The 23,864-nt window shown below is 55.1% G+C and carries 22 protein-coding genes and 1 pseudogene; 14 read left to right on the top strand and 9 right to left on the bottom strand.

From position 1 onward, the window contains the following. From glmS to LU682_RS29655, 3 genes are all read left to right on the top strand, one after another. Positions 1-1,836, top strand: coding sequence for a glutamine--fructose-6-phosphate transaminase (isomerizing) (gene glmS / locus LU682_RS29665; RefSeq protein WP_010955884.1), 1,836 nt, complete (start codon positions 1-3; stop codon positions 1,834-1,836). 794 nt (positions 1,837-2,630) lie between these two features. Next, entirely contained in the window at positions 2,631-3,191 is a 561-nt protein-coding gene (locus LU682_RS29660) for a hypothetical protein (RefSeq protein ID WP_139139515.1), read from the top strand. 41 nt (positions 3,192-3,232) lie between these two features. Beyond that, the gene (locus LU682_RS29655) at positions 3,233-3,499 is read left to right on the top strand and encodes an MbcA/ParS/Xre antitoxin family protein (protein WP_082412265.1); all 267 of its coding nucleotides are present in this window, start codon (positions 3,233-3,235) and stop codon (positions 3,497-3,499) included. Between the two features lie 276 nt (positions 3,500-3,775). On the opposite strand, the gene LU682_RS29650 is transcribed toward LU682_RS29655, so the two are convergent. Continuing rightward, positions 3,776-5,374, bottom strand: a complete 1,599-nt coding sequence (locus LU682_RS29650) for a TnsD family Tn7-like transposition protein (protein ID WP_082412264.1) — start codon at positions 5,372-5,374, stop codon at positions 3,776-3,778. Between the two features lie 681 nt (positions 5,375-6,055). On the opposite strand from LU682_RS29650, the gene LU682_RS29645 reads away from it, so the two are divergent. Continuing rightward, positions 6,056-7,018, top strand: coding sequence for a PDDEXK family nuclease (locus tag LU682_RS29645; RefSeq protein ID WP_060495548.1), 963 nt, complete (start codon positions 6,056-6,058; stop codon positions 7,016-7,018). 101 nt (positions 7,019-7,119) lie between these two features. Then, positions 7,120-7,704: a hypothetical protein gene (locus LU682_RS29640; RefSeq protein WP_232857547.1), complete on the top strand. Its 585-nt coding sequence runs from the start codon at positions 7,120-7,122 to the stop codon at positions 7,702-7,704. A 30-nt stretch (positions 7,705-7,734) separates the two neighbouring features. On the opposite strand, the gene LU682_RS29635 is transcribed toward LU682_RS29640, so the two are convergent. Both LU682_RS29635 and tnpB read right to left on the bottom strand, forming a co-directional pair. After that, positions 7,735-9,267, bottom strand: coding sequence for an IS66-like element ISPpu15 family transposase (locus LU682_RS29635; protein ID WP_010951895.1), 1,533 nt, complete (start codon positions 9,265-9,267; stop codon positions 7,735-7,737). An 18-nt stretch (positions 9,268-9,285) separates the two neighbouring features. Continuing rightward, positions 9,286-9,645 carry an IS66 family insertion sequence element accessory protein TnpB gene (gene tnpB, locus LU682_RS29630; protein ID WP_009687920.1) on the bottom strand — a complete coding sequence of 120 codons (360 nt, stop codon included), beginning with the start codon at positions 9,643-9,645 and terminating at the stop codon, positions 9,286-9,288. Positions 9,646-9,714: 69 nt separating this feature from the next. Here tnpB and LU682_RS29625 point away from each other — a divergent pair, with 69 nt between their 5' ends. Next, positions 9,715-11,076, top strand: coding sequence for a TnsB C-terminal domain-containing protein (locus LU682_RS29625; RefSeq protein ID WP_289176120.1), 1,362 nt, complete (start codon positions 9,715-9,717; stop codon positions 11,074-11,076). Further along, positions 11,073-12,419: an AAA family ATPase gene (locus tag LU682_RS29620; RefSeq protein ID WP_060489290.1), complete on the top strand. Its 1,347-nt coding sequence runs from the start codon at positions 11,073-11,075 to the stop codon at positions 12,417-12,419. The genes LU682_RS29625 and LU682_RS29620 overlap by 4 nt, the downstream gene beginning before the upstream one ends. 22 nt (positions 12,420-12,441) lie before the next feature. Here LU682_RS29620 and LU682_RS29615 read toward each other — a convergent pair whose 3' ends face one another. From LU682_RS29615 to LU682_RS29605, 3 genes are read right to left on the bottom strand one after another with little or no spacing between them, the layout of a single operon-like run. Then, positions 12,442-12,750, bottom strand: coding sequence for a hypothetical protein (locus tag LU682_RS29615; protein WP_079977404.1), 309 nt, complete (start codon positions 12,748-12,750; stop codon positions 12,442-12,444). Positions 12,751-12,807: 57 nt separating this feature from the next. Further along, positions 12,808-13,104: a hypothetical protein gene (locus LU682_RS29610; RefSeq protein WP_082412269.1), complete on the bottom strand. Its 297-nt coding sequence runs from the start codon at positions 13,102-13,104 to the stop codon at positions 12,808-12,810. 58 nt (positions 13,105-13,162) lie between these two features. After that, positions 13,163-13,819 (bottom strand): hypothetical protein, encoded by a 657-nt coding sequence (locus LU682_RS29605; protein WP_060489288.1) that lies wholly within the window; start codon positions 13,817-13,819, stop codon positions 13,163-13,165. A gap of 207 nt (positions 13,820-14,026) precedes the next feature. Between LU682_RS29605 and LU682_RS29600 the strand changes: the two genes are divergently transcribed. Beyond that, entirely contained in the window at positions 14,027-14,815 is a 789-nt protein-coding gene (locus LU682_RS29600; protein ID WP_060489286.1) for an SIR2 family NAD-dependent protein deacylase, read from the top strand. Positions 14,816-15,132: 317 nt separating this feature from the next. Here the strand turns inward: LU682_RS29600 and LU682_RS29885 are convergent, their stop codons facing one another. From LU682_RS29885 to LU682_RS29585, 3 genes and pseudogenes are all read right to left on the bottom strand, one after another. Next, complete coding sequence (locus LU682_RS29885) at positions 15,133-15,387, bottom strand: STAS-like domain-containing protein (protein ID WP_128337688.1); 255 nt, start codon at positions 15,385-15,387, stop codon at positions 15,133-15,135. Positions 15,388-15,561: 174 nt separating this feature from the next. Further along, the gene (locus LU682_RS29590; RefSeq protein ID WP_060489281.1) at positions 15,562-16,797 is read right to left on the bottom strand and encodes an ATP-binding protein; all 1,236 of its coding nucleotides are present in this window, start codon (positions 16,795-16,797) and stop codon (positions 15,562-15,564) included. A 207-nt stretch (positions 16,798-17,004) separates the two neighbouring features. Then, positions 17,005-17,340, bottom strand: a pseudogene (locus tag LU682_RS29585) (helix-turn-helix transcriptional regulator); the annotation flags it as partial. 392 nt (positions 17,341-17,732) lie between these two features. On the opposite strand from LU682_RS29585, the gene LU682_RS29575 reads away from it, so the two are divergent. The 6 genes from LU682_RS29575 to LU682_RS29550 all read left to right on the top strand — a co-directional run bounded on the left by LU682_RS29575 (position 17,733) and on the right by LU682_RS29550 (position 23,476). After that, positions 17,733-20,102, top strand: coding sequence for a heavy metal translocating P-type ATPase (locus LU682_RS29575; RefSeq protein WP_060489296.1), 2,370 nt, complete (start codon positions 17,733-17,735; stop codon positions 20,100-20,102). Between the two features lie 337 nt (positions 20,103-20,439). Then, positions 20,440-20,640, top strand: a complete 201-nt coding sequence (locus LU682_RS29570; protein ID WP_004575963.1) for a heavy-metal-associated domain-containing protein — start codon at positions 20,440-20,442, stop codon at positions 20,638-20,640. A 265-nt stretch (positions 20,641-20,905) separates the two neighbouring features. Next, on the top strand, positions 20,906-21,928 hold the full coding sequence (locus tag LU682_RS29565; protein WP_011953096.1) for a YncE family protein: 1,023 nt from the start codon (positions 20,906-20,908) through the stop codon (positions 21,926-21,928). A gap of 135 nt (positions 21,929-22,063) precedes the next feature. Next, positions 22,064-22,519, top strand: coding sequence for a hypothetical protein (locus LU682_RS29560; protein WP_060489276.1), 456 nt, complete (start codon positions 22,064-22,066; stop codon positions 22,517-22,519). Between the two features lie 25 nt (positions 22,520-22,544). Then, a complete protein-coding gene (locus tag LU682_RS29555; protein ID WP_082412222.1) occupies positions 22,545-22,820 on the top strand; it encodes a DUF2933 domain-containing protein in 276 nt (91 codons plus the stop codon). Continuing rightward, entirely contained in the window at positions 22,817-23,476 is a 660-nt protein-coding gene (locus tag LU682_RS29550) for a methyltransferase family protein (RefSeq protein ID WP_010955869.1), read from the top strand. The genes LU682_RS29555 and LU682_RS29550 overlap by 4 nt, the downstream gene beginning before the upstream one ends. The last annotated feature ends 388 nt before the right edge of the window (positions 23,477-23,864 follow it).

Genomic DNA, 23,864 nt, shown 5'->3' with positions numbered 1-23,864 from the left:
ATGTGTGGAATCGTTGGTGCTGTCGCCGAGCGTAATATCACAGCCATCCTGATCGAAGGCCTTAAGCGTCTTGAATACCGCGGTTACGACAGCGCCGGTTTGGCTGTACTCACCCAGAACGGTGAACTGCAGCGCCGCCGCCGCATCGGCAAGGTCAGCGAGCTGGAGGTTGCTGTTGCTGATGACCCATTGGCAGGCCAGCTGGGTATTGCCCACACCCGCTGGGCTACTCACGGCGCGCCGACTGAAGGCAACGCCCACCCGCACTTCTCGGGCAATGATGTGGCCGTGGTGCACAACGGCATCATCGAGAACCATGAGGAGCTGCGCGAAGAGCTGAAGGGCCTGGGCTATGTCTTCACTTCGCAGACCGATACCGAAGTCATCGTCCACCTGATCCACCACACCCTGAAGAGCATTCCAGACCTGACCGACGCCCTTAAGGCGGCGGTGAAGCGCCTGCACGGCGCTTACGGCCTGGCGCTGATCAGTGCCAAGCAGCCGGACCGCCTGGTGGCAGCACGCAGTGGTAGCCCGCTGGTTATCGGCCTGGGCCTTGGCGAGAACTTCCTGGCGTCCGACCAGCTGGCGCTGCGTCAGGTTACTGACCGCTTCATGTACCTGGAAGAAGGCGACATCGCTGAAATCCGCCGTGATCAGGTCTCTATCTGGGACCAGCAGGGCAACAAGGTCCAGCGCGAAACCGTGCAGTACCACGAAGGTGCCGAGGCTGCCGACAAGGGCGCTTACCGTCACTTCATGCTCAAGGAAATTCACGAGCAGCCAAGCGTTGTTCAGCGCACGCTTGAAGGCCGCCTGGGCAAGGACAACGTGCTGGTCCAGGCCTTTGGCCCGCAAGCTGCCGACCTGTTTGCCAAGGTGCGCAACGTGCAGATCGTTGCCTGTGGCACCAGCTACCACGCCGGTATGGTTGCGCGCTACTGGCTGGAAAGCCTGGCCGGCATCCCTTGCCAGGTAGAAGTGGCCAGCGAGTTCCGTTACCGCAAGGTGGTGGTGCAGCCGGACACTCTGTTCGTCTCCATCTCGCAGTCCGGCGAAACCGCCGATACCTTGGCCGCACTGCGCAACGCCAAGGAGTTGGGTTTCCTTGGCAGCCTGGCGATCTGCAACGTGGGTATCAGCTCGCTGGTACGCGAGTCGGACTTGACCCTGCTGACCTTGGCCGGCCCTGAAATCGGCGTGGCTTCGACCAAAGCGTTCACCACTCAGCTGGTTTCGCTGATGCTGCTGACCCTGGCCCTTGGTCAGGTGCGCGGTACGCTGGAAGCCGGTGTCGAAGCTGAGCTGGTTGAAGAGCTGCGTCGACTGCCTACCCGCCTGGGCGAAGCCCTGGCCATGGATGCCACCGTCGAGAAAATTGCCGAGCTGTTCGCCGACAAGCACCATACCCTGTTCCTCGGCCGCGGCGCGCAGTACCCGGTGGCGATGGAAGGTGCTCTCAAGCTTAAAGAAATCTCCTACATCCACGCCGAAGCATACCCAGCAGGCGAGCTGAAGCACGGCCCGCTGGCTCTGGTGGACAACGACATGCCGGTGGTTACCGTTGCACCGAACAACGAACTGCTGGAGAAGCTGAAGTCCAACCTGCAGGAAGTGCGTGCCCGTGGTGGCGAGCTGGTCGTGTTCGCCGACGAGCACGCTGGCATGACCAATGGCGAAGGCACCCACGTGATCAAGGTGCCGCACATTGCCGATGCCCTGGCGCCAATCCTGTACACCATTCCGCTGCAGTTGCTGTCTTATTACGTGGCCGTGCTAAAGGGGACCGACGTTGACCAGCCTCGTAATCTGGCCAAGTCGGTGACTGTCGAGTAACGGGTAGTCAGGTGTTGATCAACTTTGATTTTAGAGAATTAAAACTGTCGCTAGAGAATTAAAGCTGTCGCAGGAGCCGGTGAGGTCTGTCTCATCGGCTCCTGCGATGGTCCCAGCCCTTCGCCTGACCCTCCACTCGCTCACCTTTCCTGCTCCCTAGGGACCAGCAATCCATGCTGTTGCGAATCCAACCTGATGAATCGCTCCGTTCTTATGTTGAACGAAACCTTTACCTACAATTCCGTAACTCTGACTTAGATATTCTGAAGTCGGCGGAGCTCCGTTACTTCAGCTGGAGCAACAGGCAGGTAAAGCTCGTAGGCAGTATCATGGGCTGGCATGGCTGTTACGGCTTTAACAAGTTGGTGCATTTGCATAGCGATTACCCCTTTCGAAGTGTGTTTAAGCCAGCAAAGTTTTTAGCTTACTCTGGCGCAGAGTATGTATATGGGCAATACTGTTTTGACTCCCTCGCAGATACTCGAACCTACTGTCCATTGTGCGTGAATGAAGATATTCAGTCGCTAGGTTACTCTTATTGGCGACGTCTTCACCCACATGTAACTGTGTGCGCGAAGCACAACGTCGATTTGCTCTCGTACTGCCAGTTCTGTGAGCAGCCATTTTCTCGCGATGGCCACTCTGTCCAGGTAATGTGGAGCGGATGTTGCGGGCGCAGCCTAGGCAGCGCAAGGCCTGCGGCCAACAGGGACCCATTGGCATTGCGGCTGGCACAATTCTACGAAAGGATCTGCCTCCTTGAGCACCACCTTGCACTTGAAACGGTTCTACGGGTGCTCGAAAGCAAACTCAAAAACATAGACAATCGAATTGTTGATCAAAGCTTTAGGGAAGCTATTGATGAATTTATAGCTGACACTGAATTGCGTAAGGAACGTGGTTATGGGTTTATCCTCCACGAAGATCGGCAGTATGGCCTGCTTGATTTAATAGCGCTTATCTACGAGGGGTTTGATGACTTCCTAGGCCATTACTTAAGCCTAGAATCGGGTTCAGCACTGATTGACTCTTGTTGGAGCACTTATCAAATTCGCAGTGATTACTTTGATCACTACATCGAAGAAGATTACCGCCATGGAGTTGCCTTATGGTCACTCCGCGATTTTGACCACTACAAGGCACACTCACTCCGAGACCGCCGACCAAGACTCTATCGTTGCTGCAACGTAGCTGATTCAAGACGCGACTTGCGTTTCAGTCCCAGACTGGTAAAAGCATCACTCCCAGCGGTTCCTCGACTTGGAGCCACCGGTTGGGCGCCAGTGACCACGAGCAGATCCCTGCTGGGGAACCGGTCATCTATCGATGACACCTGTGAGCGTCAGTTGCAGTAAGGTAAGCCTTACCCTCGCGGTCGCGTGGTAGCGGAGGCGCTATGCTTACAACTGACCTGCTCGGTCCCTGTCCTTTCGCTCCTTCCCATTGCTGGAGCAGCCAGCACCGTTGTTTCGTTGCGCGTCGAGAACAGGTTCAAGGCCAGGCGGCCTACGTTCTTGGCAACAATCGCCTGGCGGCTGAATGGCTAAAGCGGCCAGCAATCGGCCTAGATCGACGGATCCCCTGTAGCCTTCTAGCTGATGCCCAAGGCTATCGGCAAGTCTGCGACTACCTCATGAGGATCGAGTACGGCGTTTACTGCTGAGGTGGATTGCCCTGCGGCTGGTGGAGCGGCACCTCATGGACATTCACTACCAGGCGGTTTGGCACACTAATCGGCACGAGTGAGGCCGTTGCTACCCCGGAACAGAGGCGGCTGTTGCTTCAATGTAAGTCTCATGTGGCCTAACTCTTAAACGCTAAGGAGTTACTCACGCATAAATCAAAAAAGTACCATAGATTGAGGGACTTTTCACGAGCTACAGTCATATGTACCCGTATTTCCGTGAGCTCGTACAAGTAACAGTCAATCATTAAAAATCTACTGCTGAGATATTTCGGAGACGAGCTGCCTCGTCTTTGGATAGTGCGACTTCTGCTCAAGCGAAGAAAAAAGACTAGGTACCATTTGGTACAAGTCACGTTTTCGGATTTTTCTGGGTTCGGTGGTCGACGTTACCAGTACCTTCTTAATCAAGGTACACAAATTCTCATCCCGGGCATCCCAGTCAATTGCGACATGGTTGCCGGCCCTGCCACTTGGTAGTGAGCCTGTTTGCGAAAGTAACCAAGACTGATCGTTTCTGTAGAGCCATGCATAGACGTTGGGTACTGACCGCTTAATTACATTCGCGCTGGCGAAGGGCGATTTGTCCACGGCGCAGCGCCACAAGGTACGCTGTTCCTCAAGTTTCTTGAGTTTAAAGTATATTTTTATCTTCTCGTCGACACTCGGGTTAAGCCGTAGTAGCCGATTTACCGTGCTCATAGATATCTCAAAGTTAACACAGACCTCTTTTTTGCTAGAGCCAGTCATCAGTTCCCGGAGGATTTTCTCCTTCAAGTCATTAAATAGCTTTTTGGGTTTCGGGGCTCCAGTTCTCCTTATTTGAGCTGAAATAGGATTAACGAAAGAGTTATTTAAGTTAAGCTTCACTGAGGGGCTAGTCCCTGGAAGTTTCTGCTGGTTCGCGGCATGTTGATAGGCCTTAACGAATGATTCTAAGCTCCCGAATAGCCACCAAATCAGGGTCAGATGCTTCAACGGATGGCAGTAACCACGGGGCTTACGGGTCATTTGAGAAATGAACCCTATTGCACACTTGCGCGTGGTTGGCAAAGCGGTGAAAGGCGGGTGCTGTTTGAGCATTGCACAGAGCTCAGCAAAGCGGTCGGCAGCAGCATCGCGAGACTTCTGGGAGCGGCCAAAATTACTGAAGGCTTCCTTGTAAACGTTAGCGACTGTAGTGCTATCAAACTGGCAGGAGGAGCCTGATTTCCACAGGTCCACCGCTAACTCAGACATGTTTTGTAGTGCTTCGAAGGTTGCAGGATCTATGGCCGATTGATCAGTTACGCTGAGGGCTAATTCATCAGGAAGAAGCCACTGAAAACCCCTGGACCACTGCCTGTTCTCGATTGACTCCGAGAGCAAGACTCCATGCACTGGACAAGTCGTAACACCAGGAAGCTGGTGAGATAAGTGCCAATATGTGGCGCCCAGAACTGATCGGTCAGTTGCCATGCATTTAACACACGCCTTAAGAGGGTGCGCACCACCGAAGCGGCCAGTCACAAGTCCAAGCCTATACTTCATAGATCCAATTTTGGGCCCCATCAATGCTTGTTTCAGTTCCTGAATGTGATCAGAAGATTGGAAAGGAAAGAAAATGGGTGCAATGGTGTGTTCAGATATCAATTCCTCTGGGGTTCCCCAAGTAGACTTTGCAGACTCGATTAATAGACTCAGGTTACTTGGAAAGTCGTGTGCAAATTTTTTATACCCGCTTCCAAAAAGAAAACTCAGTGTATCTGTAGGTGACGGGTTGCCCCAAAGAATATGCTGGCGGCTGCATACGCTGTAAAGACATTCATCTGGGAGCCAGTGTAAAAAGGGTAAATGCTTGCCTTTGAGGTTCATGAGATATGCCTCAAAGAATATTAATCTAATACATTGTCTTGGACTCTTAAAGTCCAATAAATTATCGGTCTAGAGCTGGTTAGAATTTTCAGTTTTGAAGCGTCTTCGGCGGTTCTCAGGGGCGGACCAAGGCAGCATGGTCCTGGCATGGACCGGAATCCTGTGAGCGCTTCGTATAGGCGGAAATTTGCTAGGTGGGAGTATTTGAAAGTTATGTGTGGTTTGCGCGCAAACTTGTTGTCAGCTAGGAATTTCCAGCGTTAACATATTGAGTTAACCAAGCTCGTAGCCCAAAAGCGCTGCGTCAGCGAACCCTGAAAGAAGGGTTCGTGAGCATGGGCAAGATCACAATCGGCGGAGACGCCTAAGGTAGACCTAACGATAGAAATTCAGACGACAGCTAGCTAAACGAGAGCGCTGAAAATGAGATAGACAAAGGCCCAAGTGCGACCTTGGGCCCTTGTGGATAAGTCAGAAAAGGCACCTGACTCCTCCATTGTCTATCCCTTGCATGTGAAACGTCAAGTTTCGCACGGATTCGCTCATCCACAAGAATCTCCGCGTTATCCACAACCGGAAACGCGGTTACCTGCCCGCAGGATAAGGGTTTTGCCGGTGTGCGCGTTGTTATCCCCAACGTGCGCCTTCAGCAACAAATCCTGGTTAGATTGGAAAGCTTGGATGAAACCGCAGGAACGATTTGACCTGATCATGAAACGCCAGGCCCGGTTCGAATGGGGCCAGGAATATGTACCGTCCACGCTGGCGGTTCCACGAGAGGCACCTAAAGGCTCTCGCATTAGCAGACTGCATAGCCGAAAGCTGGGGCGCACGATTCATCTCCTTTCCCACCCAGAGAAGGTGTTTGCTCAATTAGCTCTCTTCCACCCCGAGCTTTTTGAGCTGCACGAGCAGAAGATGCTTTGGCCAGTGAACACAGGGCACCCACTGAAAGGGCACCCATTGACGAAGGGCACATTCCCGCCCCCTCTCCGCGGCACCATGGATATCGCAAGAGAGATCGGTTTCAAACATCATGAAATCGTAGTCGAAGACGCGAGCGGAAACAGGGGCTGGGTCCCGTACCCGTACCAAGGCGACCTCCTGCTCTTCCTCTTCAACTGTCGAGGAGAACCGTTTGCCATCAACTGGACGGTCAAGGACCAGGCCCAGGAATTTCGAGAACGTCGAAGCACGTCTGCGAAGACCCCTGTTCAACAAAAGAAGGACCGCGACCATGCCGAGCTTCGGGGAGAGCTCGAGCGCCGATACTACGCCAGCGCCGGCATCCGGACCGTAGAGGTTTCCCGAGATCTGATATCGCCCACTATTCAGGCGAATCTAGACCTGTTGTTTGGTATGCACGGTCTTGATTTTTCACTTGAACCGAATCTGCTTCAAGACTTTGTCGGTGCGATTGCTGAGGCTGTTCAGGTCGGGAAGCCCGTGGCCTACGTGGCGATTGAATACGGTGCTCGGTGGGGCTTCCGTGACCAGTTCATAGCCAAGATCTACCAACTGATTTGGGACCGAAAGCTTCAAGTCGACTTCAGCGAACCTATCTTGATCGATCGCCCGTTGATTACCGGTGGATGCGATCTGCTCCAGGAGTTCGGCTCGCTTTTTGAAGAGGCCGCGCCATGAGGGCAGGCTCGCGAATCATAGCCCCCGAGGGGTTTCGTAACCTTCCACAAGGCGATGTATATCACCTATTGGTCAGCGATGGCCGGCAAAACCGTGTTCGCTTGGTCGAATTCAAAGACGATGGCAAACACATCAGCACCCACCTGATCCAACTGAGCCAGTTTGATTTTGAGGAGGCAGTCGAGAATGGGTGGCTGGTTGAGGATGGATCGGCCGATTCAAGTCCTCCATGGCTTACACCCATCGAGGGCGTTGCCATCGAGCATCTGGAGTATCGGCGAGCTTCAAAGAAAGAAAGCTACGAGCAGAAGGTGGACAAGCGTTTTGCTGCGATATCTGGCTTGGTTGCTCGCCAAAATGAAATCCTCGCGAGCGATGATCCTGACGCCCTAATTAACGCCTACGCCAAAGCACAACGACCCCATCAGAACGCAGCCAGGACAAGGCTCTGGTTCTACTCATACATGGTGTTTGGTCGGACTAAGTGGTCCTTGCTGCCACCTCTCCACCGTATTGGGGCATGGAATCGAGAAGGGCCAGGGCGTATGACGAAGCTTGGTCGGCCCTCTCGCAAGGGAAAAAGGCATGGTTATCGTTGCGATGCAGAAATGCAGCAGAGGTTGCTAAAGGGGTTCCTCGCCAATAAATCCCCCCACAAGACTCAAAATAAGGTAACCGATCCATGAACCCCACCTACCACAAGGTGGAAGCCAAAGTTACCGTGGCATCTCTGGCGAACAGTTCCATGGCAGCAGCGCTTCGTAGTCTGCTACCGATGAGGCGTGCGGCAGTCGCTCCAGGACGTGGCGCAGCCACGTATAGGGCTCTTGGCCGTTGACCTTGGCGGTTTCGACCAAGCTGTAGATCTGCGCGCTAGCCGTGGCTCCCTTGGGCGTGTCACTGAACAGCCAAGCTTTGCGCCCGATCACAAACGGCTTTATGGCCCGCTCTGCCAGGTTGTTGTCGATCGGCAGGTGGCCCGCCTCGACATACCGCTCCAGGCGGTTCCAGTTGTTTGCCAGGTAAAGCACCGCCTTGCCCAGTACGCTTTGCGGTGTCACCTGTGAGTGCGTCTTGTCGAGCCAACTTTTCAACTGCTCAAGGATCGGCAGGCTTCGTTCCTGACGACCGATGAATCGCTGTTCATCGCTGGCATCCTTGAGGTCGCGTTCGATGCCATACAGTTTGTTGATCATCGTCAGCGCAACATCGGCGCGACCGCTCTTGCCCTTAGGCTGCACCTTCTGCGCTTCGACGAATTTACGCCGGACATGCGCCATGCACGCCAGTCGTTCAACGCCCGGCTGTAGCGCCAACGCGTTGTAACCGGCGTAATCATCGGTCATCACGTAACCGCGATAGCCCTCCAGCAGGCGCAGCGGCACCTCCTGCGCGCGGCTGGTGGTGTAATCGAACAGCACGACTTGTCGATCAGGCGGGCCACTGGCCTGCACCCACATCCAGGATTGACTGGTCGGATCACGATCCGGCTCTTTGAGCACCTGCACGCGAGTTTCATCGCAATGGATCACCGGGCTTTCCAGCAGGCGGTCACGCATCAGGTTCAGCAGTGGCTGAAAGTGTTCGCTGCACTGGATGACCCAGCGGGCCAGGGTTTGCCGGGGGATCTCGATACCATGTCGGTTCAGCACCGTTTCGAAGCGGTGCAGCGGCAGGCCATCGACGTACTTGGTGGTTAGCAACATCGCCAGCACGCTGGGACTGGCCATGCTCTTTTCAATCAATTGGGCCGGCTTGTCAGCGGTGACCGGCGCGGTTTCGCAGCCACGGCAGCCATAGATTTTGCGTACGTGTTTAAGCACACGGATCTGCATCGGCACGATGTCGAGTTGTTCGCTGGTTTGCTCGCCAACCACGTGTTTGCGGCAACCACAGGCGCAAGTCAGTTCGTGCTCGGGCAAGTCATGAATGACTTCAATGCGTGGCAGGTCAGCCGACAGTGGCTTGCGTTTGCCGCGCTGCTTGCTTGGCGCAACAACTTCTTCGTCGGCATCATCAGCGGTAGGTACCCACTGACTTTCGGGTTCATTGAACAACGCCAGTTGGGGCGTGTTGGACTCGACGGTTTGCTCGGACTTGCGATTGAATAATCGGTCACGCAGCAGCTTGACCTGTTCTTTAAGGTCGACGATCTGACCTTTGTCGACCGTGCGCTCGGCCAACAACTGCGCAAGCAGTAGTTTGAGCGCGGCAGGGTCGTCAGGAAGGTTATCGGGCACTGAAATCATGGCCCGGATTATACCCGGTCAGGCGACGAAACGAGGAGTCAAAACCTGATGCGGACGGTTGCGCCAGAGATCGAAACCGTCGAGTAGCCAATTCAGTTCCTGGACGGTCAGTACGATAGCTTCGTCGGTCGCGTCGGGTGAAGTTTTGAAACGCTCGGCTTCGAGGCGCTTGAGCCAAAGGCAGAAGCCGTTGCGCTCCCAATACAACACCTTGATGCGGTTACGGGCTTTATTGAGGAAGACGAAAAGTACCGGGTCGAACACGGCGACCTTGATGTCCAGTTCGACCAGGGCAGTGAGGCCGTCGATGGACTTTCGAAAGTCCACGGGCTTGGGGTAGAGGTAGACTTTTTCGACTTTGCTGTCGGGGCGCATCATGGCGGGCTGGCTCCAGAAAGAAATCGGGAGCACAGCATCGGGAATCAGGTGGACGGTTGGAATGTGGGGATGATGGATCCCTTACAAAATAAGATCTACAGCGACATCCTTATAGGAGAGTTTGGCTGCAATGCATACAAGCTGGCGGGAGAGGCTGTTGAATACAGACATCCTAAAGGCATGCCATTCCCTTCATTCCCACAGTTTAGGTATTGGATATCTAAACTAATCAGCGCAAAACAGCTCCGTATCGCTTTGAAAGGAGCGCACCGGGCTCGTGCTCAATCTGGTTCAGAGGGAAGTTTTGCCGACAACCTAATTAATGTGAGTCAGCGAATTGAGTTTGACGGATATAATATTTCCGAGAAACTATCTGGGTTGACTGAAGGCAGTGCAGTTGACAGCTTTTGTGTCGTCCGTGCTGTTTGTGCGTTGTCAGGGATGGTGCTTGGCATTGGCTTTTCGGAAGGCAAAGAAAATATGGCCGCTTATCGCATGGCAATCTACTGCATGGCATGTGACAAAGTTAAATTCTGCGAGCAGTACGGTATTGAAATCAGTGCCGAAGAATGGCCGAGTGCTGGTTTGTCGGGCTCTATGGTGCTTGATAGAGGACCTGCTGCAGGGTACGAAGTAGATCCAGAGATTCACTGGTTAAAGTCGGTAGATCTGACGCCAATCTACTCAGGTCAGTCCAAGGCTACTGTCGAATCCTCACACCCGAGAGACAAGAAAACCCTCGGGCAGCCGACCTATTTTCACAGCAAGCTCGATTTCGTACAGATGGCCAAGCGGGAGATTGTGCGGGTCCTGAAGGATAACCATACCTCTGACGCTGGCCTGCGTATGGACGAGGAGATGATTCTGGCCGGCATTAAGCCTACCCCACATGACATTTACTGCTATTGGAGTATGCGTGGACGAGATTCCTCGATTGGGGTCCCCTTCGAAACGGCTGTGAGGCAGTTTCTGGATGTACGACCAGCTGCGATAAGAAAGGACGGTGTCTATTTTTACGGGCGAAAATACCGATCCCGTGAATTGGAAGAAACAGGAATTTTTGATTTGGTGGCCCGGCAAGGTGTCATCAACACCTCCGTATATGTTTTGGTCATGTGTGTTCGTCATATATGGATAGAAGTTAAAGGGGTTTTATACCAGTTAGACTTCATGCGGCCATCGCGTAGTCCGCAAAGCTCCGTCGATATTTCCTTGCGTGATCTTCAAGACATTGATCAGGTACGTCGAGGAGCTGCTGCTGATCTCAGAGACGAGCGCCCTGCGCATGAGCAGCATTTCGAAGACAGATTCAAACAGAATACAGGCGAAGAATGGGATGCTGGCGAGAGAAAATTTGGGCGGCCCTCGAAAGGAGGTGCTGCCCAGCGCGACACGGACGATTTCAATCGATTCAGGGGCGCTAAAAAATGAACAGAATCATTGAAGCTCGCTTCGATGGTTATATGGACATCGAATCCATCCGTAGTCGAGTGACTGTTCGACCAGATCCGATAAAGGATTTGGAGGCGCTTCCTCCCTTGCTCGGTGCTGAGCTACTCGCTGAGCGGCTCAAAGAGATGTACCTCCCCAACCAGTTCTCGCTTGCCTTTATTCAAGAAATGATCGGTTTGGCATATTTGCACAACCTCAAAAATTTCAGGAGTGAAGCAGAGTACGCCGGAAGGATCTTTAATCCGCCCGACGTGGAAGCTTCACCGATTTGCCTTACCGGCCTAGCTGGGGTCGGTAAAAGCCAGACGATTGCTGCTCTTCGAAGAGCGATGCCCCCGCCGGTAGAACTGACTTGTGACCTGTTCGAGGGCAGCATAGAGCTTGCCTCGATGTGGTATGCGAGCGCCCGCGGTAAAGCGAGTGGTAAACAGCTCCTACTAGACTTCATTCATGGAAGTGGTCATGAGGGGCGGGGTGGTAACCTGGCAAAACTGCTTGTGGAGTGTCGCCGTCGCGCCAACCGGGACGGGGTTTTAACAGTTGTCCTGGATGAGACGCAGCACATCAACACCGGCATGGGCGCGTCCAAAGTGACCGACATACTATTGACGATGGTAGCCATCGGAGTGCCGACGATTTTTGTGTCCAACTATAGCCTCGGGCACAAGCTGTTTCGTCGCAACAGTGAGGACAAGCAGAGGCTGCTTTCTCAACCCAGGGTAATGCTGCCCGAGGATCCAAGGAGCCAGGATTGGGCAGAGTACGTAGGCGAGTGCATGAGGCTCAGTGACGGCCGTATCAGTTCAGGAAAGGATGAATTTGCGGCTGAGCTTTACCGTTCCACTTTTGGTATCAAGCGGCTTGTCGTACAACTGCTGAAGCTTGCCTACATCGAATGCCGAGTCGCCGGCAGAAACCGGATTGAAGTCGACGACCTCCACAAGGCCTACAGATCGAGCGCGTATACCACCAGCTCGAAAGAGGTCGAAGAGTTGCAATTGCTGGCCATTAGCAAAGGCAATCAAGGGGGGCATTTGGACCTGCGCTGTCCATTTGACTTACCTGTTGAATACAAGTCGAACGTGGTGAGCTTTAACAGGACAGACCGTGATCAGCGTGTACAGACAAAGGTCTTCGATTCGTCGGCTACCGAGACTGAGCGCTCCCTACTTAGGCAGATTACCCAACCGGATGAGAAAGCTCCGGCCAAAGCGCCCCGTCGTAAACCGCTTCCAAAGGCGACCGACGAAGACCTAGCACTAGCCTTCCATCGATATGCGGACTCACAGTCCCCGTCCTCACCCCCTAAAAAGCCGAAGTAGCATGTCCAGCTCGGCTTTCAAATCAGTGACCATCACGGAAAAAGTCATCCCTGGAAGCGAGGCCGAAGTCATCCTCGGGCTGCTGTGGATCACCTTCAAACATGTTGGCTGTGCGCCGCTCTTGCTTGAGGTAAGCGATGGTCTGGAAGAAGCAAGGTTCACATAGGTGCACCTCATAGCGCTCTCCGTCATGCAGTGCACCGAAGCCCCAGTGCGCGTGGAGCACCCCATACTGAAGACTGCCGGTTTCCAAACGTGTGGAGGAGCCGCATACGTCGCAGCTCACGTCGACCACCGCTTCCGTTTCTACACGACCAGTGATTTTCATCATCAAGCCTCTGCCAACGTTGGGACAATTGGTTAAGCCAGAGTCGCGCCTTTGACAGCATCAATATGTGTCGTATCGGTATTCCTGCGGCGAGAGTCGGCCGCCAGGGCCGAATAGCAGGTGGGAGGTGTAACGCTCCAGAAAAGCTATGGCTTCCTTCTGAACGCATCCCTCGTAGTAGGCGCGCCGAGCTAGCGGAACTTTGGCCCGATTTTTCAGGCAAAGCTTCACCAACTCTGATAACAGATAACCGCGAACGTCATACCGAGCATCAACCGCCTTGATCACCGTCGAATAGCAATCATGGAAGACGGGTCGCCAGTTACGATCGCTGCCGAGAGCTGCTTGACTGTTCATCTTTGATCCCCTGAGACGCCATCCATCGGACGCGGCACGGTATGCAGTCTGAAGCCGTTCATCTGCTCACACGTCTTCCTCTTGGCTTTTTCTTTGCGGCAGCTAGCACCTGTTCTGGGGCGGATAACAGCAAGGCCTTGGGAGCGATACCGCCCAGAGACGAATTTTCTGATTGGAACCAAGCCGCCATAGACCACTCGTCCATGCGAGTCGAGAGAACGGACAGTACGTCGCTAAGTCTGCTGATCGGTCGATAGCCGTTGCTACCGTCCAAAGCATAAACGGGGAAGAAGTCGACCTTCCCAGGTCGAAGCGAGAAGATCTGACCATCAGCCAGTGACTGGTTGGGATCAACTTCACCGCCTGGGGTGGAGGTAGATGCCAGCTGAAGCCATTGCTTGCCTGATATCCAGTCTCCGCTTTGGAAGACCCTGGAGCGGATGAGCCCGACTGAAACGCCGTTCTTCAGGATGGATTGAGGCACCGACTCTGCGGGGAGAAAGCAGTCGATGATGAGATCTAGCGCTTTCTGGGGGTACTCATCCAGCCGCCACTCGAATAGATCGTTGTACATCTGCAGCCCACCGAGGTAAGCATCGATCGTCTGGTCTGTATTGGCTTCAATCGACAGGGTAGCAACCAAAGCGACCTTGCTTTTATTCGGCTCGGTTGAAGGCTCATGTCGGGTCTGGATGTGAGCAAAGGGAGTGGTCACAAGCACCTCCCGCGATGGGGCTACGGCTAGCTGTAGATCGGGAAGCTGAAATCCATTGGAGCTTTCCTAAAATCGGTGAGATCAGTATGCGGCACCCTGCACTCAACGCTTGGTTTTCCGATCAAACGCGAGTGCTTTAGCTAGGATGTGCGGCTTTTCCCGTGTTTACTGCAAGGGTGTCCCTGCTGCGGGGCTGAGGTGTGTCCAATGAGCAATTTGCGAAGAGCTGCTGAGGCTTTGCGCAGGTCCAAGAGGGTCGTTTTTTTCACGGGTGCAGGTATCTCTGCTGACAGCGGAATTCCGACCTTCCGCGACAAACTGACAGGGCTCTGGGCGAAGCATGACCCTCAGCGTCTCGAAACAGCGAACGCCTTTCGCGAGAATCCAGCTCTCGTCTGGAGCTGGTATCTCTGGCGTCGACAGCAGGTTGGCCAGGCCAAACCTAACTTGGCTCATCTATCTATTCCACGGATAGCTGATGCTGGCTGGAACGTATCTGTCGTTACCCAGAACATCGATGATCTGCATGAACGAGCCGGCTCCAGTCCGGTGATACACCTCCATGGCAGCTTGATGGACGTGAAATGCTTTGGATGTCACCGGCCAGCAGAGTTATCACCAGACCAACTGGCGGTTCCCCCGGCGGGACAGATGATCGAGCCCCCGCGATGCACTCGATGCAACGGAAGGTTGCGCCCTGGGGTGGTCTGGTTCAGAGAGAATCTTCCAGAGGATGCGTGGCGTTCAGCAGTAAGGCTTGTGGAAGCCTGTGACTTGCTGATTTCGGTGGGTACATCTGGCGTAGTCATGCCGGCAGCCGGTATTCCAGATATGGCTCTGGCGGCCGGGGCAACCGTGATCCATGTGAACCTTGACGACGTGGGGATGGACGGGGCGGAAGAGATAATGCTCGTTGGGCCTGCAGGGGTGGTATTACCCGCTTTGCTTCAAGCCGCAGGAGTTGCAGGTCCGTTGCAGCTTGATGGTTTTACTTAAGGAGCCAAGCCAGCTCTCCAATCCGCAGATGCTGTGCACATTTTTTTGCACATATCTCACGCCACGATACCCCAGTAGATTCAGGCTTTTCGCAGCCTTTGCATAGGTGAGTCGCGATGGATTTCTACACATCTCAATGAGGAAACCTAAGCTCCGTTTTCCACGTATTCCTCCGCTACAGAACGCTTTTCTGCGGTGTGTCCCCTGACATTCGCTTTTCAGGGCGAGCTATGGGGGCCACTCAAGACGGCTATCTTTTGCCTGGCACCAATGAAAAGGCCCTCAATATTGAGGGCCTTAAATTCAATGCGGATCCGTCACGCGGGCATTTTTTGCAGCTGTCGAACTCGATCATGGACCACAAATTTAATGATTCCTTTGACATCGTTGGTGCAGTTTTCAAAGGCAAGGCGCGATACCACCTGGCGACCCTCCTTCAGAATCAGCGCCCCGATCAACTCGTCGACGAAGGACTGAGTGACATCGTTCCCAGCGAAATCTATGACAACGCTCTCACCACTACTGAGCGAGCGTTCGATTTCGGTACGGTAGGGGATCGCTGAAGCTCGCATTCCGTACGTTCGGATAGAACTATCCCTACTTAATCGAATTTGAGTTTGCATGTCGTAACCCCTTGTATTGCATAATCCTTTTTTGCAGCCCGAGAGTTTCAGTTGACGCTGAATCTCCCATTTACCGCTCCTTGCATGATCGACTCTAGCCCTCGAGCTATCAAAAAGCCAGAGCTAGCGGAAATTCAGATCTAGGTCGAGATCGTCGTCAACCTGTCCCGCATCGTCCTTCGGCAGCAAGTCACTGATCGAAATGGTGGGCAGCAGCTCACGGGTACAGCTAAACGCGATCGATACACCATTCCACAGCGCATCATGCAGCTCCTGAGACTGCCGACGCTTTGTGTCATGTATGCCATTGCCGCTCACGATGATCAAACCACCGCCCGCCGCGTCTGCAATTTTTGCGGTAGTTGTTAACCCGATACCTTGGTTCTCGCTACCCAGGATCTCGGCCATCGCACCCCGGTTGCAGCTCACTCGCGGTTTGAGTGCCGCCTCGATCGCGTGCAAATGCGTGCGGTCATGAAGCTCAGGGTGATTCCTCAGTGTCGCGAGAAACCCACACCCATTATCGACGATCGCCATGCGTACAAGGTTCAATTTTGGATAAAACTGACAGGTCAGCCAAACGGCGGCGTCACCACGTCCCTCTCTGCGGGCGTGAGTAAGCGAGTTTTCCAATAGCTCCTTGAGCGAATACTCCAAAGGGCCCCGGTAGGAGTCAAACTCATTCCGTCCCGTGTACTCGTCGACTGGAGCGTCCGGGTCCGACTGAGTCAACCTTCCCGTGATAGCCCTAGCGAGGCGAGACGCTGCAGCCTCTGCTTGATGGTGTTCGCTGATTTTGGTGATTTCCACCAACGAGGTGCTTCGGTCGTTTCGACGTCCTACTCCCGATAGATCAACACCCTCTACATCAATGTCCTTGAAAAAATCCATCCTGGCTAGGTAGGAGGTCAGGTCTCTGCTCAGAAACTGCATCGAAACTCGCTTCTGGGCCAACTGGTTCTCAAACAACGCCCGCAGCGTGGCCATCCCTAACGGATCGATATACGAGAGGTTGCTAGCGTCTAAAACGATGTCGCCAGGGCAGTTAATGATTTCTGAGCACACAGAAAACAGGTCATGGGGCGATCTTGAGCCAAGCCCCCAAGGAAGAACGATCGCGTTTTCAATATCGATGGCCTGCATGCAATTCCCTGGCAACGGAGCTAACCCTTTCGGATAGAGATAGGGCTCGATAGTAGCCCATTGCCTGCCGGGTAGGCACTCACCTAATTTTTGACGAGTAGTGCCGGCATAGAATTGGCGCGCGGCAGTAGCGGCCTGTGGATGGTGGATCGCGCTCGCATTGGGCTCAACACGCACGAAGAAAACACGGCCAACGCCCTGCCACGGGTCAGCCATTCAAGCAAAGATGGCCAGATCAAAGCCTTGTGCGAGAGCACTGGAGCAGGTTTGTGAGTCCGCCGAGCAGTTTCATCTCCGACGTCTGCTGTGGGCAAAGGCAAAGCTGGAAGGGGAACAGCGAAGAGTGACCCGATCAGCGCTGTATCGCACCGCATGTATCAGGTCTGGGGCTTGAGCTGTTAGATCGCATAAGGCTACCTAGGCCGGCAACTGGAGAACGAACTGCACCTCGTCTTCCAATGCGTTGGCGTGGAAGTAACTGAGGAAGTACTCGCTTTGACGGAACTGGTCAGAAGCGATCTCCTCCAGGCGTTACAGCCCACTGGGCAGGCCTTCCTGACAGGCCCGGTAGAAGGGGTCGAGCAAGTATAGGCCGTCCAGGCAGGAAAGCATGGACGGCGTTCCCCTCCGGGAGCCGGCGTCGTACTCCTCCAGCGGCTTGGGCACTCCCTCGCCGGGGTACAAGGCAGCCAGCGCAGTGTCGAAGGGCAACCACTGGTGCAGCAGCAGGATCAGCAACCTCCAGAAATGATCTATGCCATGACGCTACACCACAACAATAATCGACACCCTTACAGGAGCATTGATTGGCGTCACAGTTGTACAAGGAGATGTTGTCTAGGCTGAGCAATACGGCAGCGGCCGATATTTCCCACCCAGCTTGGGAGTTGATCATGACGGAGCCCATCGCCATGGTGCTGATCTGGCAATACCTTTTTGGCGGACTAAAGGCGGTATCGCACTGATCATACAGGTCATATTTGGCCTGTTATATGTGGCTCGTGAGCACTATGGCCACCTGTCACAGGTACTACACTGATTTAATTTTGTTGCTCTGTCTGCTGACGCACCTCTTCGGGCACAACCATGGCGGGTATTCTCACCAAAAGGGTGAAAACTCGTCCAAACCGGACAACAAAGGGAACTACTTCATGCACACCGAATCGTGCCAGCATGACCATGACCACTCGCACCCGCATGAGCAACCGGATGGTAGTCAGCGCGATTTGGTATGCGGTATGACGGTGCCACCGGATAGTCGCTACTTCGAGCTATACGAGGGAAGGACATACCGCTTCTGCAGTGAAAAGTGCCTGACGAAATTCCGCGCAGCGCCTGTGCATTATCTTAGCCCTCCCCAGGACCAAGAACACGCGGGCCATCTCCACTCGGCTGCCCCGCAGCCAAGCAACGCGGCGGACGCCGAATACACTTGCCCGATGCATCCCCAAATCCGCCAGCGTGGGCCGGGCAGTTGCCCAATCTGTGGCATGGCCCTAGAGCCGGTAATACCGGAGCTTGAGGAAGACGAGAACCCGGAACTCAAGGACTTCTCCCGCCGCTTCTGGTGGACCTTGCCCCTGACGGTCATCGTGACCGTGTTGGCCATGACTGCCCACCAGCTCCAATTGCTGCATGGTGCCACACAGAATTGGGTGGAGTTGATTCTGGCCACTCCCGTGACACTATGGGCTGGCTGGCCGTTTTTCGTGCGTGGGGTCGCATCGATTCGTAATCGCAGCCCGAATATGTGGACCTTGATAGGTTTGGGAACGGCTGCGGCGTACCTATACAGCGTTGCGGCCACAGTGTTCCCGCAGGTTTTCCCGACGACTTTCATGCAGGATGGCCGCATTGGCGTCTACTTCGAAGCGGCCGCGGTCATCATCTCATTAACGTTGCTCGGCCAAATGCTCGAGCTCAAGGCGCGCTCACAAACCTCTGCCGCCATCAAGTCGCTCCTGGGCCTTGCCCCCAAGACCGCCCGTCGCATCGGGGCCGATGGTCAGGAGGAAGATATTCCGCTCACCCACGTGCATACGGGCGACCACCTGCGCGTTCGCCCTGGCGAGAAGGTGCCGGTCGACGGGGTGGTCCTGGAGGGCGAAAGTGCTATCGATGAATCCATGCTGACAGGCGAGCCCGTGCCAGTGATGAAGAAAGCTGGGGATGCACTCATCGGTGCCACGCTGAATACCCACGGCAGCCTTGTGATGGCGGCGCAGAAGGTCGGCGCCGAGACAGTGCTCTCGCAAATCGTGCAGATGGTCGCGCGGGCTCAGCGCTCGAAAGCCCCGATGCAGCGGATGGCGGACACCGTGGCCGGCTATTTCGTCATGGGGGTGATTCTGGTCGCGCTGGTCACCCTCTTCGGCTGGGGGCTTTTCGGACCGGAGCCTGGCTGGGTCTTCGGCCTGATCAATGCGGTCGCGGTCCTGATCATTGCCTGCCCCTGCGCGCTCGGCCTGGCCACTCCCATGTCGATCATGGTCGCTACCGGGAAGGCTGCCAGCAGTGGCGTGCTCTTCCGAGACGCCAGTGCTATCGAGAACCTCTGCAAGATCGACACGCTGATCGTCGACAAGACCGGGACCCTCACCGAGGGCCGGCCAGTATTTCATAGTGTGGTCGGTACCGGGCAGTTCATGCCACCCGAAGTCTTGCGCCTTGCCGCCAGCCTGGACCAAGGCAGCGAGCACCCGCTGGCACATGCGATTGTCGATCATGCGCGAGCGCATGGACACAGCTTGTCCAAGCCAGAGACGTTTGAGTCGGGCTCTGGGATCGGTGTACGTGGCCAGGTGGACGGCAAACGGCTGCAGCTTGGCAACACGACCTTGATGGAAGAGGCTGGCCTCGACACCAGTCCGTTGCGAGACCGCGCCGAGCAGCTACGTCTGGAAGGCATGAGCATCATGTACCTGGCCGTCGATGGCGTGCTCGCTGGCCTGCTAGCGGTGTCCGATCCGGTCAAACCCACCTCCAAGGAGGCGGTAACCCGGTTACAGGCAGAAAATGTGAAGGTCATCATGGCCACCGGCGACGGTCTGACTACGGCACGTGCGGTCGCGAAACAACTCGGCATCGAGGAAGTCCACGGAGAAGTGAAGCCCGAGGACAAGGAGCAACTGGTGGCGCTCCTGCAGGGCGATAAGCGCCGGGTTGCCATGGCAGGAGATGGGATCAACGATGCCCCCGCGCTGGCCCGGGCTGATGTTGGGATCGCCATGGGAACTGGCACCGATGTTGCCATGAACAGCTCCCAGTTGACGCTGGTCAAGGGCGACCTGATGGGCATCCTGCGGGCCAGAACACTATCCGTGGCCACGGTGAAGAACATGCGTCAAAACTTGGGCTTCGCATTTTTCTACAACGCTATGGGCATACCGCTGGCGGCAGGTTTGTTCTACCCGCTTACCGGCCATCTATTGTCACCGATGATTGCGGCATTGGCCATGAGCGTAAGTTCGGCTTCCGTGGTGTTCAACGCACTGCGACTGAAGCGCGTAGTCACAGACTGAAATGGGCACACCGCAACCTATGAGAGGAAGTTCCGCCATCAGCGTTTCAACGCCTGATCCATATGACTGACTGTCTAGGGCTTTGGCCTTAGCGGGTATGTCCGCGAGTTCGGCGCCAATCTGGTCCTGATGGAGGACATCGGGCAACTGCGACGTCCGCCATCTTCTGCCAAGATCGTAAGGGACAATTGTGATGCAGCAGGGTCCGCCGCCAGAGGAGTTGGACAAGATTTCAGGGCGAAGATAAATCCCTTGACCGGGCCTTGACCTTGTCATCGTGTCAAGGTTGAAGCTGTAAAAGCGGCGAGAAAAGCCGTACCAACATGAGAGGCCCGCTATGTTCGTTTTGGAAGTTTCCGGTATGGGATGTGGCAGTTGTGTCAACAAGATCACCAAGGCCATCCAGGCTGCCGATGGCGACGCGAAGGTGATCGTTGATCGTGCTGCCGGTACAGTGAGTGTCCAAAGCAACATCGAGGCGGAACGCGTCGGTGCACTGGTCCAGGCGCTTGGTTACCCAACCAAAGTCAGTCGCTAAGTCTCGTTACCGCTCAGATGGCAAGCCGCCGTGCCATGTTTCATGGCGCGGTTTCTTCATATACAGCCTGATGTCGACTGACTCCGGGTCGGGATAGCCAGCAATACTCCCCAAGAAATGGACGGCCTTCGATCACCCAGCGCCAAGTCAAGCCGTGGACGTTGACGCTGATCAAGAAAATGCTTCGCGATTGGTGTTTATCTTGAGTAAATGTATAGGCCAGCCTGGCTCACATACCCCGGCCCCTCGTTGGAGCTCATTCACAATGATGACTGCCAAGCGGTTTAGTTCTATGGCCTTGGGGATATCCCTGCTCATCCCTCTGGGGCTGGTCATGGCAAACCCTACGGGTAACGTCTACACGGCCAATGAACGGTCCGCTTCCATTAGCCAGGTAAATCTTGCGACAGGTGATGTGAGCACGGTCGCATTGCCGATCGCACCCCACAACCTACAGGTTTCGCCCGACGGCAGCTTGCTTCTGGTTGTTGGAGTGGCTGGACATGCGGGGCATTCGAGCGGTGAAAAGCCCGGTGGGCAGTTGCTGGTGTTCAGTACCAGCGCGCTGGACAGGCCACCGTTCAGCTTCCCGGCAGGCGATCACCCGGCTCATGTGGTCACCGACGTCACCGGGCTGCGAGCTTTTGTGACCGATTCCGCTGCCAACCAGGTGCGAGTATTTGACCTTGAGCAGCGAATCGAGTTGCCCGGTATTCCAACTGGGCGTTATCCCCATGGGCTGCGCTTGAGCCCTGATGGCCGGACACTCTATATCGCGAACATGAAGAGCGACAGCGTATCGCTTATCGATGTCGTCACACTCAAAGAAACCGCGCAGATTCCCGTGGGCAAAGGCCCTGTCCAGGTCGGCTTTGCCCCTGACGGTCGCCTGGCATTCGTCTCGCTCAGTGCGACAAATCAGCTTGGCATCATCGACACAGCCAGACGCAAGGTGATCAGCAAGGTTGATGTTGGCCGCACGCCAATCCAGATGATGGCCACCGTTGACGGTCGCCAGGTCTATGTCGCGAATCAGGGCAGCGGCCAGAATCCGGACGACCGAGTCTCCATCGTAGATCTCCAGACGCGTAGCAGCCTGGGCACCGTGACCACCGGCAAGGGTGCCCATGGTGTGGCCATCAGCAGCGACGGCGCTTATGTGTTTGTCAGCAATATTGAAGCGGGCACCGTATCTGTCATCGATACGAGCAGCCGTAAGGTCGTTGCTACCCATAAGGTTGGCGCCGGGCCAAACGGGATCAGCTTCGAGCCGCCGAGTGCCCAATAGCCCGTCGGTGTACAACCCGAGCACGAGGCGAAAAATGAGCATTCACGCCGGCGCAGTAATTTGCTTGTCGTGCCAGGTGAGGCCTGGCGCCCAGACCAAGGCATCCGGCTTTAAAACAGTGCTAAGGAGATGATGATGAACAACGTTCGAAATTTACTGATCGGACTTTGTTTGGCCGCAGCGTCCGTGGGCGCCATGGCGCAAAACACCGATGAACACTCGACACATCAACCGGCCGATGCACCAAGCGCGGCGGCTACCGAGAAGACGCCTTCTCAGCCAATGGACAAAGGGCAAATGGCGGCGATGGACCAGCAAATGAAGGCCATGCAAGCCATGCACGAAAAGATGGCTGCAGCCAAAACGCCGGAAGCCCGTCAGGCGTTGATGGCCGAGCATATGGCGCTGATGAAAAATGGCATAGCCATGATGAAGTCCATGGAGGGTGGCATGCCTGAAATGGGGGGCATGCATGGCGGCATGGGCGGGGATATGGCCGCCCGCCACCAGATGATGGAAAAGCGCATGGACATGATGGAGTCGATGATGCAGATGATGATGGACCGCATGCCATCTCCTGCATCGAAGTAACCCATCTCCTTTCCCAGGAGTCGCTATGAACCCTCACTTCGATGAAAACGGCTCACCACCCAGTTTCTGGCGTTCACGCTACGCAATCGGCCTGGTGGTAATCGGCGGGGTCGCCGTCTACTTCCTGCTCACCGAGCACCTTGTCCATGTCGTTGGAGCCCTGCCTTATCTGTTGTTGCTCGCCTGTCCGCTGATGCATGTCTTCATGCATCGAGGGCATGGGGGACACCATCACCAGGGCCAGAGCAAACCGGCCCCCTCCGATAAGGCTGATATCCATAAGCCGGGAGATCCATCATGAATCATGGTGAAAGCGCGTATGGCCTCTGGTCGCTGGTTTTCATCAACTCCGCGATCTTCATCATGTTTGCCTTCAGTTTCTTCAAGCCGGCAACGGCGAGAGACTGGAGGAGCTTCGGTGCATTCTCGGCCTTCATCGTTGCCCTGTTTGTGGAAATGTATGGCTTCCCCCTGACGATCTATCTGTTGTCAGGCTGGTTGCAGGCCAGGTTCCCCAACCTTGATCTGCTTTCCCACGAATCCGGCCATCTGTGGTCGACGTTGCTCGGTGACCAGGGCAACCCACACTTCAGTGTTTTGCACATTGCCAGTTACCTATTCCTGGGTTTCGGCTTCTATTTGCTTTCTGCCGCCTGGAACGTGCTATATCACGCGCAACGCCGCCATTCACTTGCAACGGTCGGGCCATATGGCTGGATCAGACATCCGCAGTACGTGGCATTTGTGCTGATTCTTCTGGGCTTTCTCCTTCAGTGGCCGACGCTGCTGACGCTGGCAATGTTCCCGGTGTTGCTGGTGATGTACGGGCGTTTGGCGGTTTCCGAAGAGCGGGAAATGCACAAGCAGTTTGGCGCTGCCTACGAAGCTTATACCCGCGTTACGCCTAGGTTCGTTCCGCACCTGCGCGAAAGGTTGGGTGGGGGTCATAGAGGCTGAAGCGTAGGACGAAGGAGCTACATGCCAGGAGGGTTTCAGCGGCAGTGTTTCTAGCGGGAATAGGGTATCCAAAGTCTGTTTGCTCGGATAACACTCTGAGTTGTCGCGGGTTTTCTTGTCGACAAGCTCGGTGGAATCCTTTTTGGCGTTCGGATAACTCAGGCAGTTGGATGACTTTGCGATGCCCTGTCCGCTTTCGACCCATATAGATCGTGATGCACGAAGATCTCTGCTCAAACGTCAGCTACTACTCTGATCTGAATGCATCCCGGCTACAGAGCGCAAAGACCAACTAGCGTCCCGAGGCACAGAGCTGAAGGCGGCGCGGTCAGGAATTGCGGCAGCACTTTTTCCAAAGTTTGGCTAAATGACCCTGCCTATCAGCTCT

Source organism: Pseudomonas alloputida (genome assembly GCF_021283545.2).
Classification (GTDB): domain Bacteria; phylum Pseudomonadota; class Gammaproteobacteria; order Pseudomonadales; family Pseudomonadaceae; genus Aquipseudomonas; species Aquipseudomonas alloputida.
The sequence above is the reverse complement of the archived record's forward strand: the minus strand, read 5'-3'. Positions and strand labels throughout refer to the sequence as shown.